This is a genomic window from Mesorhizobium sp. B2-8-3 (assembly GCF_006440815.1).
Classification (GTDB): Bacteria; Pseudomonadota; Alphaproteobacteria; order Rhizobiales; family Rhizobiaceae; genus Mesorhizobium.
In genome coordinates, this window is sequence record NZ_VFTW01000002.1 from 1 (window position 1) to 15,792 (window position 15,792).

Here is a 15,792-nt window from a genome sequence, read left to right on the forward strand (position 1 = left end):
TTCACCTTTACGGTGCAGGACGCCTTCGGCAACACCAACACCTCAACCATCACCATCTCCATCAAGGACGACGTGCCACAGATACTCTCCATTCAAAACGCCGTTATGCCGAATGTCGCCGATACCGACGCCCACGGCACATGGCAGCCTGTCTTCGGCGCAGACGGCCCCAGCGCGACCGCCGCGATCGGAGTTGCAATGGGGACCGCACCCTCTGGCGAGACTTACTCGATCACCAATAACGTGGGCACCAGCGCGACCGGCGAGCAAATCAATCTGGTCACTGTGACTCCGACCACGGGGACGGCCTACACATTCTACGAGTACACCCATTATAATGCGGCAACCCATAGTTCGGAGATGCTCGCGTATCAGACGTTGGCTGGCGCTCAGTCGGGGCAGGCAAGCAATGAGTTCTTCACACTCACAATGGCGGCGGATGGGACATATGATTTCCATCTCGCAACGAACCAGTTGCAAACCACGACAACTTTTAATGGATCAAGCATCCCACCCGGTAGCAATTACTACGTGGATGTTGCCGGGACGAGCATAACCAATGGCCAACACGCGAACGATCCAGTGCCTACCTCCGGCTACGACATTCTGATCCAAGGCGGCACCAACTATGTAGTGGCAACCGGTGGATTTATGCAGGGAACTGTCAATTCAAGCCAGAACAGCTTCGGGGTGAATAATGCCCACTTTAACCCTGGCGAGGTTGTGGATTTCAAGTTCGGCACGCCGCAACTCTCGGCCTCGTTCAGCATCGCCACGCCGCCGGCAGGCGAAAGCTTCCAGGTTTACATCTGGAACTCCGCACATACGGCGTACCTGACCGAGATGCTGACGGGGAACAATGTCGGTACGTTCACTGTCGACGCAGCCCACTGGACCGGCACCGGCGTCAATGACCTGGCACATTTCAATGCCTTTGTTGCCGCGAACGGCGGCGGCTTCTCGGAGATGGACGTCGTGAATAACGGGGTCACGGTTGACCTCACATCCATCAAATATAACGAGCAAGTGACGGTGGCCGATACAGCCCTGACCTTCGCTCCCACCATCACCGATGGCGACGGCGATGTTGCCTCTAGCGGCAGCAATCTGACGGTATCCTTGATCGGCAGCCACACCGGATACCAACTGTCTGGAGCCAACGCCGTTCTCGTCGCCAGCGCGAGCGGGCACGACACTTTTACGGGGAATGGAACCAACGACACAGTCGACTTCTCCAACGCGGCGAGCTCCGTCCAGGTCAATCTCCTGACGCACACTTACAGCGGAGCAGCGACTGGCGACACGCTGACGGGAATAGAAAACCTGATCGGTTCCTCGCACGACGACGTTCTAGTTGGCGATGCCAACAATAATATCCTCACCGGCGGCGGCGGGACGAACACGATGACCGGCGGCGCAGGCGCCGACACTTTCAAAATCGACCATCTCGACATCAAGGACATCATCACCGACTTTCACGGTGCCGGTCCTGGCGGCGAAGGAGACCAAATCGATCTGACTGCGTTGTTCGATAAGGCGGACAATGTCGCCCTCAGCAATTACGTGCAATACAACAGCGCGAACGGCACGTTGAGTGTGGACAGCACCGGTTTGGGCAGCAATTTCGTGGTTGTCGCTGAGCTACAGAACGGCCCCCCCGCCACCGGCACGATCAACATTCTGTATGACGACTCGAACCATCACCAGCAGCATGTCACCATTTAGCACTTATGCGTCACCACGCTTCCATGCTAAGCATTAGCAACGCATGAATTCGCAATTCGGAGAGGGGCTTACATGAAACGTTCCGTAAGATTGCTGGCTTCGGCCGCGGCGCTGCTGCTGGCCGGGTCGACGGGGTTCACCGCCGACATCATCGGCGAGCCGGCGGTGAATTATTGCCGCACCGTCGGCACATCGGACCTGGTGCTGACCGACAACATGGTCGAGCTCAAGGACCATGTGGTGAAGCTGATGGACGAATCGGTCGCCGTCGCCAACAGTCCGGAATGGATCAACTCGTCGCGGCCGGCCTTCGTCTGGGCCTCGGAAGCCAAGGTCGCCTGCGGCATGGCCTATGGCTATCTCAAGACGAACTACAAGGACGAAGACACGCTCAACAAATGCGAGTGCTTCCACGACCGCATGGTCGAATATATGCATTGAGCTGACGGGCAAGCGGACACCGGCTGGCTGCGATGGCGGCTGACGGAAAATTGCCGAAGGCGATCGCGCTAGATCGTTTCATTGTTTCACGGAAACGGCGAAACGATCTATCTCCTTGTTTTGACGCAATTCCGAACGGAAAACCGCTACGCACTTTTCCTGGAATTGCTTTAGCGATTGCCTTGCTCGGTCTCGGTCAAACATCCGTCCACGCCAACTGGCTGGAACGGCCGCAGCCGCTGAGGGCGCGGCCGGCGCACTGCGCTGCGGCGCCGGAGCGGACCCGCGAGACATTCAAGGCATTCGCCACTTGCCAGGCGTCGCTCTACGGCCTCGAGCCGGTGCTGGCGCATGCGGTGATGGAGATCGAAAGCGGCTTCGATCCCGGCGTGCGCGGCGCCGATGGCGAAGTCGGCCTGATGCAGGTGATGCCGGCAACGGCGCGGATGCTCGGCTTTCACGGTTCGCTCGACGAGCTCGGCGAGCCCGCTACCAACATCGCGCTCGGCGTCAGATATCTGGCGCAGGCAAACAGGCTCTCCGCGGGCGATCTTTGCACCACCGTGATGAAATACCGGGCCGGGCACGGGGAAACCCGCTTCTCGGTCCGCTCGGTCAATTACTGCCAGCGCACACGCGCGATCCTGGCACGGGAAGGCCTCGATGTGGCCGGGCCGCTGCCGGTGGCGACGATCGGATTCTCCGACGTCTCGACGATCGGATTCTCCGACGCTTCCATGGACGGCGCGGTCACCGGCCAGGAGAAACGCGTCTGCGTGCGCCGATCGTTCGTGCCCGGGCCGCGCTATATGAAATGCGCCGAATATCGCAGCCCGGCGCAAGCAAGGGCGATACAGGCGCTGAGAGCGCGGCTCTTCGATGGCTAAACCATGACGCAAGAATCACGGGACGGCCAAGCAAGCAAGACGGTAAGGTCGGTTGAAGACAGACCGGGGCAAATACCTGGCGGCACATGGGTGGAAGCATCATGAAAGTTGAGCGACACGATCCGGACCTGAAGCGCGCCGCGCCGAAACGGATCGTTGCGGCGCGGTTCAGGTCTTTGTCGGATGCATGTCGTCTCCCCAAAACCGGGACCACTTTTGGGCGACATGCATTGGGGGCGATCGCTCTGGGGCTCGTCGCGGCGCTGTGCGGATGCCAGTCCAAGAGCGGCGCGTCGGATGTGCTCGATCCATCGGCGATTGCAGCACCCGCCGGCCAGGCTGGCGCGCCCGCGGCGCCCGCCCAGCAGGCAAGCGGTTCGACCCCGGGCAGTTCAGCATTGAGCACCGCGACCTCGGGCGGTCCGACCTCGGCCGCCGCCGCCAAGGCCCAGCTGACGCTCGGCGCGGGACCGACCAAGGTGGCCATGCTGCTGCCGCTTTCGGCCCCCGGCAGCACGGGCGAGAACGGCCGGAAGATGTATGACGGCGCGCGGCTGGCGATGGCCGACCTCGGCGACAAGCTTTTGACGCTGACGATCGAGGATACGCGCGGCGACAGCGGCTACGCCAAGGACCTCGCGGTGAAGGCGATCACTTCGGGCACGGCGAAGGTCGTCATCGGGCCGTCCGAGCTCGCGGCGGCGCAGCACCTTGCCAAGCTCTCCGGCTCGAAGCGGCCGCCGGTGCTGGCGCTGGCCGACAATTTCGCCGGCGGCCCCGGCGTCTATTCCGTGCGGCTCAGCGAAGCCGACAGCGCTGCGGCGGGCGCGGCGGCGATCGCCAGCAAGGGCGCCAGGAAATTCGTGCTGATGGTGCCTTCGGGCGCGGATTCGAGCCCCATCGAATCCCGTGTCGCCAACGCGCTCAGCATCTATGGCGCCACGCTTGCGGTGACGCTGCCCTATTCGGCGACGGATGGCGGCGCCAAGGTGGTGTCAGACATGGGCTCGCTAGTCGAGGCGCCCGACGCGGTGGTCGTCGCCTGCGGCGACGGCAGCCCTATCGCCGTGCTCTCGGCGCTGAAGGCAAAAGGCATTCCCGGCAAGGCGGTGACGCTGATCGGCACCGACCGCTGGCTCGAGCGGCCAATGGATCCGCTCTATGAGGGCGCCTATATCGCGACGCTCGACGAGGGCGAGACCGGGCCGATCGCCGACCGCTTCAAGGCGACCTACAAGTACCAGCCGGACGTCAACGTTGCCTATGCCTACGACATGGTGGCGCTGAGCGCTGGCATAGCGAGCTCGGCCGGCCCCGACGGCTTCAGCAAGCGGGTGCTGGAGAACACGACCGGCTTCCGCGGCTCGACCGGCCTGTTCCGCTTCCGCGCCGACGGCTCGAGCCAACGGTCGATGCCGTTTTTCAAGGTGGACAAGGGCCAGCTGAAATTGGTGGAGAAATCGACTTCGGGGTTTTGAGGGGGTAGCTTCGCACGCTGTTAGAGGAGTACGCGCCGCGTATTTGAGGGGGCGAACGCACAATCATAGGTCAGGCTGGTTCACTATCGAGTTGCCACCGAACGGACGACATTGGAAATCTGAAATAGACTAACTTTGATAGATGCCAAAAGATTGGGACTACGCAAAAAGAGGCTATCCCATCTATCGCGTAGTGCCACCCAAGCACGATTGAGCCGACAAATATGACCGCGCAAAACCCGAAAGCGGCCATACCGATTATCCGATTCATGTCGTAAAAAAAGATCGCGATCAGTGTAGCCATCCCAACGTGAAGGGATGGAAATGCGGAAATTCCGTCCCCCACTATGCCGCCGCCACTTTTGTATTGATCAATCAGATAGTTCTGGATGTTTAAGGCCATCAATGGCTGCGCGCTGTTGACGACACCTTGTAAATATCCAAACAACGGCGAAAACGGATTCTCCGGATAGAAGACGCCATAGAAGCAAGGTCCAGCGGAATCGAACAGCATGGCCGCAATATTGCCAAGAACTACCCACGAGAGAAAGTAAGTCGTAAAGAAGCGAAAGCGTCGTTCTGGATCGCCGCGCATGAAAGCGGCTGTGAAAACCGCGCTATACATGACCAGAAACCAGGACATATAGGCGTAGTCAAGAAGCACTACGGCAACCGGCGAACCAAGCATCCGGGTCAACACCACCCAGGCATGGTCGCCAAAGATTGCCTGATCCAGCCGGGCAAGATACGGGTCCGCGTAGATTGGTATCCAAAGGTGCATGGAATTCTTGACTTGCCCAAATGCGCCAAAGAATGCTGGGATGACCGCTAGAATTGGGACGCCGAGAACGAGGAAGGGAAGATCGTCTTTGATGATAACTAGAAATTCGGAGAATGGTCGTTCTGGAACTTTTCGACCTAACAGATAAATCAACCGCAGCAGATAGGTAAGGCAAACGAACGCTAGAGAGGCAGCAAAGAAATCGTGACTAAAAATGTCGATCCTAAATGTTCCTGTATGAAAAAGCTGCCAGCTAGCCCAACCGGCAATATAGATTAGAACAAGAACTAAGAATGGCCCATTCTGGACAACAGAATAGCGCACAGCCATTCTCAATTGCGCCTCTCTGCCCCGCACCCGCGCCACCAGCACCAGATCATCGACCAACCAAATTACCCGCTCATAGCCGTCTCAAGAGCTAATTAAGGTGCTCCCAAATTCCGGAGCTGGTTGCCACCACCAATGCGACATAAATCTGGAATATCATTGCGCATACGGCAGCTGCCGAGATCGGCACCCCGAATGGCACGACACCTTTCCGATCCATGTGCTGGACATAAAGGCGGAAAGCCCCTGCCGGCAGTATGAAAGGATTTTTCACGAGCAGCGTCGTGAGGACCGCGAAGACAAGGAGGAAGACGGTAAAAATTACAAGACCGTCTTGGCCAATCAAGAACGGCATTACGGTCATCAACTTGACGTCGCCCGCGCCAACCTTGCGCAGTACCCAGAAGGGAAAGAGCACAATGAGCAGGAAGAGGCCGCTAAGCGCGCTCAGTGCCATCTGGAACCATGATCCGGATTGAACGGACACAAGTTGAAGAGATCCGAGCCCAAGACAGAGGAGCAGGAGAACGCTGCGGTTGGATATCTTCTGCGTCGTGAAATCGAGCCACGCTATCCTCGCAAACAGCGGGATGGTCAAGGCTTTCAGCACCAGCGATGCGTAGAGCAACATTAGGTCTATCGTTCTATATTCTGCACACTGGAGGACAGAAGCTTCAGATTGTTGGCGACTGTCGGATCGTTGGGCGCGAGTTCGTAGGCTTTGAGGAAGTTGTTACGCGCATCCGGCAGTTTGCCACGCAGCAGGTAGGAATAGCCGACATTGTTGTAGTATTCCGGCGTCGCGCCGAGTAGCCGATAGGCACGGCCGTAGGCCATGTCGGCTAGATCGAAGCGCCGGATACGGTCGCAGGAAGCGGCGAGGCCCAGCCAAGCGACGCCGTCATTCGGCGCAAGCCTGGTCGCTTTGTAGAACAGGGCGCCGGCATTGCCGTAATTTTCTGAACGGAACTGCGTCTTGGCCTCGGTGACCGCTTGGTCCGATGCATAGTAGTCGACATCGCTGACCGTCTTCAGCCCATCGAAGGCATCGCCGAAGGCGGTATAATCACCCTTGGCAGGCTCATTGGTGCGCACGACGCCTGTGCCGTTGCTATCGGTCGACTGGCAACCGGCAAGCAGAACCAGCAGCATGCTGGCTGCAGCAGCGATGCGCATCGGCCTTGTAATTTTGTGCTCCAAGGAGCCCTCCGACTCAATTTTAGAACTTAATCATATGCCCGATCAGAAGAAAATGCCCCTCATGCGAATGACCACCGGCAGAAGGACGATCATCAACACCACGGGGAAGATGCAGATGCCCAACGGGATCATCATCTTGACCGGTAGCACGTTGGCTCGTTCCTCCGCATGAAGGATCCTCTGTGTGCGCATTTCATCGCTGTAGACGCGCAGCGCTTCGGTCAGACTGGTGCCAAGTTCCTCGGATTGCCGGAACAGCACCGCCAGGGCCCTGGCTTCTTCCAAGCCGATACGGTCGGCGAGTTCCCGCAGCGAATCGCGAAGAGGTTTGCCGGCGCGCAGTTGCAGATTCATGATCGCGAGTTGAACACCCAGCCATTTATGCGTGCCGGCCATTTCGTTGCTTACTCGCTCGACTGCCGCCTCCAGGCTCATCCCGGCATCCGCACAGGTTATCATCATATCCATGAAATCGGGAAAACCGCGGCGATAAATCTGTTTTTGCGCGTTCTCAAAGCGATCCAGCGCAATACTTGGAATGACCAGGCAAGCCAATCCGAACAGCGCGGCTCCGGCCAACGAAACAAAGCCTGGTATTTTCGGCGGCAACACCATTGCCAACAGGATGTAGCAGCCGAGAAAAGCAATGGCGACTGCGCCAATTCTCGACAAGGTGTAAAGAGCCGGTGCGCTCGCGTGGTAGAAGCCGGCACGAAACAATCGGGCCTCAAGCGCATTTGGCTCACCGCGCTCCTTCTCAAGCGCACGGAAATAGGCATTGACAGGTCGCTGGGCCGAAATCTTGACCAGCTGCTCCTGGGCGCTCAGGGACCGTCGGTTGACGATTCCCTCCGATATCAAGCTTTCGGTGACCAGCTTTCGCGTCTGAAAAGCGGGCAATAAAACGAATGCGCCAAACAGAAACAGCGCCGCCGCAGCCGCAAAAACCGAAAGGGAAACGAGAAGCTCGGAACCCAAGATGTTCGACAAGAGATCTATGTTCGGCTCCAATCAGAAATCGAAATTTACCATCCGGTACATGATGAGGTCGCCGAGCAGCGCCCATATGCCGAAGAGCGTAAACACGGGAAAGATGAGAGGGTTACCCCAGACGGCTCCGTAGTAGCTCGGAGCGACGAGCGCGAGGATGGCGAACATGACTATCGGAAAGAGGGAGATGACCCATGCCGAAAAGCGCCCCTCGGCCGAAAGCGCCCGGATCTTCATCCGAAGCTTTTGTCGTTCGCGCAGAACCTTGGACAGGTTGGCAAGGATCTCGGTGAGATTGCCGCCTGTTTTGGACTGAATGGACAGAGAGACGGACAGGAGATGCAGCCCCTCGAAGCCGACGCGCTCCGACAATTTCCGTGCTGCCTGCTCTATGCTCAGCCCGAAAGTGACCTCGTCGGCGACAATGCCGAATTCGGTACCGAGCGGGTCAGGCATTTCGCGGCCCACCAACCCAACCGCCACCGAGACCGGATGGCCGGCGCGCAGCGAGCGCACGATCATGTCGAGGGCGTCTGGCAACTGGCGGGCAAACTTCAAAATACGCTTGTTGCGGGCCCGCCGAAGAAATAGCGGGGGCAAGACAAATCCCACAAATGCAAAGGAAGCCAAGGCTGGAAGCAACGACGCTCCCGCCAGCAATTTCAAAAGCAATGCTACAATCAGTCCGGCCAGGATGAAGATCGCGGCGAATGTCAGCGGATTTCCGGTTATGCCCGACTGGGTGTAGAGCCTGTTGAGCGCAACCGCTCCAAAAATATAGTCGCCAGACTCGGTCAGCCCTCGTTCACGCAACAGACCCTGCAGGGTTTTTTCTGCAGGTGCCTCATCCTCAAGGCGCTTGAGCCGCCGATTTATCGTGCCGGTGCGATCGCGGCCTTTCACATAAGTGACATAGAGCGCTTCGGCAGCCAAAATGACTGAAGCTGCCGCCAGCACGTAGACGAAGTAGATAAGCGTCTCGCTGTTCATCATCAGAGCGGGACCTGCGGATTGAAAGCGTCCTTGGCGAAGTGGAGGCCGAGCGTTGCCGCTTCCTGGGCAAAGCGCGGGCGAATGCCGGTCGCGCGAAATTCGCCGACGATCTGTCCGTCTGCCGCTATGTCGCGGCGAACAAAATGGTAGAGTTCCTGGAGTTGGACGACGTTCCCCTCCATACCGGTCAGTTCCGAGACGGAAATAACCCGTCTGCCGCCATCGGCTAGACGCTGCGTCTGCACAATGATGTCGATGGCCGATGCAATCTGGGCGCGGATCGATTCCTGAGTCATCGGCAGGCCAGCCATGCCGACCATCTGCTCTAGACGCGATAACGCATCGCGCGGCGTGTTGGCGTGGATGGTGGTCATCGAGCCTTCGTGACCAGTGTTCATGGCCTGCAACATGTCGAAGGCTTCCTCGCCGCGCACTTCGCCGACGATGATACGGTCGGGGCGCATGCGCAGCGCGTTCTTGACCAGCTCGCGCTGGCGAACTTCGCCCTTGCCCTCGACATTGGGAGGGCGCGTTTCGAGGCGACCGACATGCGGCTGCTGCAATTGCAGCTCCGCCGCGTCCTCGATGGTGATCAGTCGCTCCTTGGCCGGGATATAGCTCGACAATGCATTTAGCAGCGTGGTTTTGCCGCTGCCGGTGCCGCCCGAAACCAGGATCGACTTGCGCGCCTGTACAGCGATCCGCAGCAGATCAATCATAGGCTGGCGGATTGAGTTGAAGGCCATCAAGCGTTCAAGTGAATAGGGGTTCCTGGAGAATTTGCGGATGGAGACGAGCGGACCGTCAACCGAGACCGGCCGCACGGCGACATTGACGCGCGAACCGTCCTCCAGACGCGCGTCGACCATCGGCGCAGATTCGTCAACCCGTCGGCCGATGGCTGAGACAATTTTATTGATGATGCGCAGCAGATGAGCCTCATCGCGAAAGCGGATCGAGGTTTCCTCAAGCACGCCACGACGCTCAATAAAGACATGGTTGTGGGTATTGATCAGAATGTCGGCGATTGAATCATCCTTGAGCAGCGGTTCAATCGGGCCGAGACCCAGCATCTCGTCGGCGGTGTCGCTGGTCAGCTGATCCAGTTCGCGCGCGTTCAATGGAACATTTTTAGCGCGCACAAATTCGCGCACGATCGGCCGGATCTCATTCAGGATCTCGTCCTTGGAGGCGCTTTCAAGAGTGGTCAGATTGAACCGGTCTATGAGATGCCGATGCAGATCGACCTTGAGCGACAGAAAATCGTCGGGCGCCGGCTCGGCCTGGGCCGGCTGCACAACGACGGCGCCATTCGTAACCGCGGGCGCCTGCGCCGATTGCGGAGCACGCTGCTCACCCGGTCCTTTGATGAAGCGACCCAACATGCCACCCCCTTCTAATTTCCCCAAGCCGGAAACTAAGCGTTAACCACGAGAGGCACAAGCGGCGCGAGGCAAAGCACCGGCAATTACTTGCGACATAGTTAAAAAAGTGACGATGATGCCACATAACTATTTCGGGCCAATCTTTAGCCTCCGGACTAAAGTCCTAGGACCTTTGGCGCGGAAACGGCGACGATGCCCCTAAGCCGTTAGATATAAAGAATTATGCAGGAACTCTAACCCATCCGCAAAAAGGCCTAGCCGTGGCCGAATTGTGAATGAATGGTTAAGGAGACTTGAAAAATGAGGCGAATCAAGCCCTTGTCCCAAATGAAAATGCCAAAAGCCGAGTATTGAAAGGTTAAGCTTCCGTTAATCCGTTTGACACTGCTTTTTCGCACGACCTAGGATTGAACGTGACGGGGGATGCTTGGGTATGGGGTTCATCCTTAGGCTCGTCTCGTCGGGTTCAAACCTCCAAAGGGAGAAATTGGCATGAAGAAGCTCATGACGATGGCCCGGCAGTTCCGCGACGATGAAAACGGCGCTGCCATGGTCGAATATTCCATTCTGATCGGCATCATCGCTGGCGCTGCGATCCTGGCGATCGTTGCCATCGGCGGCTGGGTGAGCGGGCGCTTTACGGGCCTCTGCGGCATCCTTGACGGCAAGGGCGTAGTTACCGCGACTACCAAGGGTACCTGCAAGGCCTCAGCGGGCACTGGTACCTGAGGCTATTCGACCAGGCCCGGGTCAATCGATCCGGGCCTGATCGGGGAGAACGAACATGATCCAACTTATCGATATTGCCCGGCAGTTCCGCGACGACGAGAACGGCGCTGCTATGGTCGAGTATTCGATCTTGATCGGCATCATCGCCGGTGCGGCAATCCTGGCGATCGTTGCGATCGGCGGTTGGGTGAGCGGGCGCTTTACGGGACTTTGCAGTATTCTCGATGGCAAGGGCGTGCTTTCAACGACCGCCACGGGCACTTGTAAGGCGTCAGCGGGCACAGGTACCTAGATTTTTCGACCAGACCCGGATCTAGACATCCGGGTCTGGTCGATAGCGCGGGCTGACGCGGCCGATATTTTTGGACCTTCTTGGGGTTTGGGGTTATGCGCGCAAATACAATCGTTATGATCGTTCTGGCCTGTGTCTTCGGCATGCTGGCGGTCGTCTTCGCTAACTTCTGGCTGGCCAGCCAGCGTAACGCGCTCGCCCGCGGCAATGATATTCCGAGCGACACCGTCGTTGTCGCTGCCGTTCCTCTTAAATTCGGCGACACGCTGACTGAAAACAAGCTGCGCGAGATCGCCTGGCCGGTGGGCGCGGTTCCGACCGGCGCGTTCAAGACAATTAAAGAAGCCTTGGCCGGCAACGGCACGCGCCAAGCATTGCAAGCCATTAGTACCAATGAGCCGGTTTTTGCCAGCAAGATCACGGGTCCCGGTCAACGCGCAACGCTTTCGGCGGTGCTGACGGAAGGCATGAAGGCAGTTTCCATCCGGGTCAACGACGTTCTGGGTGTCGCCGGCTTCGTCTTTCCCGGCGACCGGGTGGATATCCTCCTCACACGCACGACGAACGACAGCGGCGTCGCGAAGAGTTTCGTCGATGTCTTGCTGCAAAGTGTCAAAGTTCTTGCGGTTGACCAAGTTGCGGATGAGAGCAAGGACAGCCCGACCGTCGTCAAGGCGGTCACCGTGGAGGTCAGCACCAAGGATGCACAGAAGCTGACGCTTGCGGCTGGCGCCGGGCAACTATCCCTGGCGCTGCGGCAAGCCGCAGGTAACAAGGGCGAAGCCACGGAGCGTGTGACGGTCGCCGACCTGACCGGCGACACGCCGGAAGATGTCGCCAAGAGGCAGGCGGAACTCGACAGGCAGAAGGCAGCCGACGCTGCGGCCGCTGAAGAACGCAAGCGCGCCAACGACAAGATAGACGGCTTGGCCCAAGCCGTGAATCGGGTGGGCAGCCAGATCGACCAGTTGAGCAAGGTCAAACCTGCACCCGCTGTGGCACCCGCATCACAACCGCAAGAAGTTGTAAAGGAAGTGGTAAAATATGTGCAGCCGGAGCCGCCGGCCCGCGCTACAATCGGGGTATTTCGCGGCGTGAAGCTCGAAACATATGACGTGCCGCGTCAGAGATAGCGAACGGCACATTCGGATTTAGGGGATCCGAATGGGTCCGCAAGGGGGGACGATCTAGATGCGAATTCTTCGAGGATCACTGGCCGCCGCCGCTTTGGCCTGGTCCTGTATTTTGTTGGCGTTGAGCCCCGCGGTTCATGCCGCCGACCGCTTCATCGACGTGTCGAGTCCGTCGCTGCACCGCGTGTTCGTGCCCGTTTCTCAATCCGCAACGATCCAGGTCAACGCCACGCTGGGCGATATCGTCGTCGGCGACGAGAAGATCGCCGATGCGCAGCCTATGACCGACAAGACGCTCTACATCATTGGTAAAGCAGTCGGCACCACCACGGTCAATCTGTTTTCCGAGGACAAGCGCTCGCTGGGCGCCATCCAGATCGAGGTCGGCCAGGACGTCAGCGACATGGCGCTCGCTATTCGCCAGGTGGCACCCAAGGCTCGCATCGAGATCGGTTCCATCAACGGCAAGGTGCGCTTGACCGGCCACGTCAAGGACGCCGCGACGTTGGCATCCATCGTGGAAGTCACGCAGCAATATGGCCCCGATGCCATCATCAACGCCGTGACCATCGATGATAGCGAACAGGTCAATCTTTCGGTCCGCATCCTTGAGGCCAAGCGCAATGCGGGCCGTGATCTTGGCGTGTCGTTCAGAAGCACGAATAGCCGCGGCACGACGCGTACCGGCACCGGCATTGCCGCCGTCGATCAAGACAACGTGGTGGCTGGGACCGGGGATATTGTGACCGGACTTCTGTCCAATACCAATCCATTCGCGGCGCTGATAACGAGGGTAATCGACAACAACCTCAAGGTTGATCTGATCATCGAGGCGCTGGAGGCGAAGGGCGTCGTTCGCACGCTCGCCGAGCCCAACCTCACCACGGTGTCCGGCGAGACGGCCAGCTTCAATGCCGGTGGCGAGGTGCCTATCCGCAGCGTCCTCAATGATGCGGTCAGAATCGAATTCAAGCAATTCGGCGTCAACCTTCAGTTCACCCCGATCGTGCTTGACGACGGCAAGATCCACATCAAGCTGGCGCCGGAAGTGAGCGACCTAACCGGCTTTACCGCCGCCGGCGACCCGATCTTCACCACCCGCAAGCTGGAAACGGTGGTCAATCTGCGCGACGGTCAGAGCTTCGCTGTTGGAGGTCTGCTCTCCAGCAAGAACACGAGGCTGCAGAACCAGGTGCCATGGCTCGGCCAGGTGCCGATCGTCGGCGCGCTGTTCAGGAATTCGAGCACACAGAAGGAAGAAACCGAGCTGGTCGTCATCGTCACGCCGCATCTCGTGCGGCCGGTGAAACCCGGCGAGCAACTCGCGACGCCTTTCGACAAGACCAAACCTGCGAACGATCCGGAACTCATGTTGCTTGGCCAGCTCGAAGTCAACAAGGACATGATCCGGAAATATGAGTTGGGCGAAGGCGTCACCGGCCCCTACGGCCACATGCTGGATGTGAAATCGAAGGACAAGCTGGTCTATGTCAAGAAATAAGCTCCTGCTCGTCCTTCTCGGCACCAGCCTGCTCACGGGCTGCGCGGCCGACTATCTGAACAATTACGACACGATGACGCTGGCATCGGGCGACACGCAGAAGGCCAACCAGCTGCTGCAGACGATAGACCCGTACAACCCGGCTTCGAATAATACCAAGATCGAAGGCGATGGCGCGCGGTCCGTCGGCGTCGTGCAGCGGTACAGAGTTCCGCCGGCTGCGTCGCCAAGCACGAACATGACGGTCAACGTCGGTCCGTCGGGGACGAGCACACAATGAACTGAACGAAAGGAAGCGGTTGCATCAGGCATGCGAGGCGCCTGACACCAAGGGGTAAGGGGTAGGCCATGCTGCGGACCATTCGCGCGTTCTGGCACGATCAGAGTGGGATAGCGCTGATACTAGTCAGCGTCATGTTGCCAGCCATTATCGGCTTGTCTCTGCTGGCAATCGACATGAGCCGGATGAACAATCTGGACAACGACTTGCAGAAGGGCACGGATGCCTTGGCACTCGCTGCAGCCGCCGAATTGAGCGGCAGATCCGACGCATGGACGCGCGCCGAGAATGCCATTACCAACCTTGTATCCAATAGCACGATGTTCTCTGACGGTGGGTCCGTTTCGCTGACAACCGGGACTGGGGTTTCCACTGTAGACGCAACCTACCCTGCCTGCCGATCAAAAGGGCAGATTTCGTGGTGCTTCCTCGCAAGCATTCCAACGAACGATTCCGATCCTATTACATCGGCCAACTATGCCGCCTCGCCAATAACGACCCGCCTCATCCAGCTGTGGGCCCAGCCGGAGGGTTTCACGCCCATGTTCCCGGTCTCAGTCTCGTCTTCAGGAAGCGCGACCGACAAAAGCTATAATCTTACCGCTGTCTCGGTGGCGGGCTTCACATCGGGTGTTTGCAACTACACGCCTGTGTTCATGTGCAACCCCTATGAGATGGTGAATGGCACCAATACAGCAGGCGGCGCGACGCTGGAGCAGGCCGTAACGGATCCGGCAATCCATCGCCGGCTTATCGAACTTCGGATGGTCGGAAACAATGCCGCTTACGGCCCTGGCAATTTCGGTTTCCTGCAACCGCCTGACAGCGTCGGCAACGGTGCGCAGGCTCTAGCCCAAACAATCGCCACATCGAAGCCGCTGGGCTGCTATTCGGCACAGGGCGTAAATACCAAGACTGGCCAGAACACCGGGCCGGTTCAGGACGCCTTCAATGTCCGATTCGGGATCAATGCCAGCGGCAATGCCTTCAACAGTCCAGACTACGGTCCGGCGGAAAATGTACGCAAGGGAGGAGTACGATCCAATGGAAATTCGAACCAGTGTCCGCAATACAATCAGCTGACGTTCAACGGTCCCGGTAACAAGGGCCTGCCGAGAGATCAGACGACGCCATATATGGGCGGGCGTATGGGAGCCGGAGATTACCTGCTTCTTGGACCAGGAAACTATTGGCAGACCAATTTTGGGAGTGCCTCTTATCCCAGTGCCTGGAATACAACCACGCCGACGCGATATGAGGTCTATAAGTACGAACGTGCGGCTTTGGCGAATGGGACGCTACCCTCCTCGCCCCCTACTGCCGCTCAGTCGCTGGTCGGTGTGCAGTCAACTGGCGGAGAGGTTGGAACGCCGCCCAGCGGCTGCCAGCCACCTGTGACAACTGTCGATCGCCGTCTGCTCTACGGCGCGTTGTTGAACTGCAATGCGCTTGAAGCCGCCGGCTACGATCTAAACGGCAACAGTGCCAATCTCCCGGTCGAAGCTTTCGCGAGCTTCTTCCTTACGGAGCCGGTTCCGTCGGCCTCCGCCGACGCCTCGGTGATGGTGGAACTGGTGGACATCAGCGGACGCGAGGGGCAGGGTACACTCGACAACTTCCTGCGCGATGAAGCGCAGCTCTATCGGTGAC

16 protein-coding genes are annotated in these 15,792 nt (G+C 58.7%); 10 read left to right on the forward strand and 6 right to left on the reverse strand.

The window, feature by feature from the left end:
- The 4 genes from FJ418_RS02960 to FJ418_RS02975 all read left to right on the forward strand — a co-directional run.
- Positions 1-1,725, forward strand: a 1,725-nt coding sequence (locus tag FJ418_RS02960) for a type I secretion C-terminal target domain-containing protein (protein WP_140863460.1), incomplete at its 5' end; no start/stop codon positions are given.
- A gap of 72 nt (positions 1,726-1,797) precedes the next feature.
- Entirely contained in the window at positions 1,798-2,166 is a 369-nt protein-coding gene (locus FJ418_RS02965; RefSeq protein ID WP_140863462.1) for a hypothetical protein, read from the forward strand.
- Positions 2,167-2,348: 182 nt separating this feature from the next.
- Positions 2,349-3,053 (forward strand): lytic transglycosylase domain-containing protein, encoded by a 705-nt coding sequence (locus FJ418_RS02970; protein WP_246682914.1) that lies wholly within the window; start codon positions 2,349-2,351, stop codon positions 3,051-3,053.
- A 230-nt stretch (positions 3,054-3,283) separates the two neighbouring features.
- Positions 3,284-4,531, forward strand: coding sequence for a penicillin-binding protein activator (locus FJ418_RS02975; protein WP_140863464.1), 1,248 nt, complete (start codon positions 3,284-3,286; stop codon positions 4,529-4,531).
- A gap of 70 nt (positions 4,532-4,601) precedes the next feature.
- On the opposite strand, the gene FJ418_RS02980 is transcribed toward FJ418_RS02975, so the two are convergent.
- The 6 genes from FJ418_RS02980 to FJ418_RS03005 form a co-directional block, all read right to left on the reverse strand.
- Positions 4,602-5,699, reverse strand: a complete 1,098-nt coding sequence (locus tag FJ418_RS02980; RefSeq protein WP_140863466.1) for a phosphatase PAP2 family protein — start codon at positions 5,697-5,699, stop codon at positions 4,602-4,604.
- 31 nt (positions 5,700-5,730) lie between these two features.
- Positions 5,731-6,270 (reverse strand): prepilin peptidase, encoded by a 540-nt coding sequence (locus FJ418_RS02985; protein ID WP_140863468.1) that lies wholly within the window; start codon positions 6,268-6,270, stop codon positions 5,731-5,733.
- A gap of 5 nt (positions 6,271-6,275) precedes the next feature.
- A complete protein-coding gene (locus FJ418_RS02990; protein ID WP_140864050.1) occupies positions 6,276-6,815 on the reverse strand; it encodes a tetratricopeptide repeat protein in 540 nt (179 codons plus the stop codon).
- A gap of 66 nt (positions 6,816-6,881) precedes the next feature.
- Positions 6,882-7,838 (reverse strand): type II secretion system F family protein, encoded by a 957-nt coding sequence (locus FJ418_RS02995; protein ID WP_140864053.1) that lies wholly within the window; start codon positions 7,836-7,838, stop codon positions 6,882-6,884.
- Between the two features lie 12 nt (positions 7,839-7,850).
- A complete protein-coding gene (locus tag FJ418_RS03000) occupies positions 7,851-8,822 on the reverse strand; it encodes a type II secretion system F family protein (protein ID WP_140863470.1) in 972 nt (323 codons plus the stop codon).
- Entirely contained in the window at positions 8,822-10,207 is a 1,386-nt protein-coding gene (locus tag FJ418_RS03005) for a CpaF family protein (protein ID WP_140863472.1), read from the reverse strand. The genes FJ418_RS03000 and FJ418_RS03005 overlap by 1 nt, the downstream gene beginning before the upstream one ends.
- 492 nt (positions 10,208-10,699) lie before the next feature.
- On the opposite strand from FJ418_RS03005, the gene FJ418_RS03010 reads away from it, so the two are divergent.
- The 6 genes from FJ418_RS03010 (at position 10,700) to FJ418_RS03035 (ending at position 15,791) form a co-directional block, all read left to right on the forward strand.
- Positions 10,700-10,936: a Flp family type IVb pilin gene (locus tag FJ418_RS03010; protein WP_140863474.1), complete on the forward strand. Its 237-nt coding sequence runs from the start codon at positions 10,700-10,702 to the stop codon at positions 10,934-10,936.
- A 55-nt stretch (positions 10,937-10,991) separates the two neighbouring features.
- The gene (locus FJ418_RS03015) at positions 10,992-11,228 is read left to right on the forward strand and encodes a Flp family type IVb pilin (protein WP_140863476.1); all 237 of its coding nucleotides are present in this window, start codon (positions 10,992-10,994) and stop codon (positions 11,226-11,228) included.
- Positions 11,229-11,344: 116 nt separating this feature from the next.
- Positions 11,345-12,361, forward strand: a complete 1,017-nt coding sequence (gene cpaB, locus FJ418_RS03020; protein ID WP_246682916.1) for a Flp pilus assembly protein CpaB — start codon at positions 11,345-11,347, stop codon at positions 12,359-12,361.
- 58 nt (positions 12,362-12,419) lie between these two features.
- Positions 12,420-13,862 carry a type II and III secretion system protein family protein gene (locus FJ418_RS03025; RefSeq protein WP_140863480.1) on the forward strand — a complete coding sequence of 481 codons (1,443 nt, stop codon included), beginning with the start codon at positions 12,420-12,422 and terminating at the stop codon, positions 13,860-13,862.
- Positions 13,849-14,142 (forward strand): hypothetical protein, encoded by a 294-nt coding sequence (locus FJ418_RS03030; RefSeq protein ID WP_140863482.1) that lies wholly within the window; start codon positions 13,849-13,851, stop codon positions 14,140-14,142. Before FJ418_RS03025 ends, FJ418_RS03030 begins: the two co-directional genes overlap by 14 nt.
- Before the next feature lie 68 nt (positions 14,143-14,210).
- A complete protein-coding gene (locus FJ418_RS03035) occupies positions 14,211-15,791 on the forward strand; it encodes a pilus assembly protein TadG-related protein (protein ID WP_140863484.1) in 1,581 nt (526 codons plus the stop codon).
- The last annotated feature ends 1 nt before the right edge of the window (position 15,792 follow it).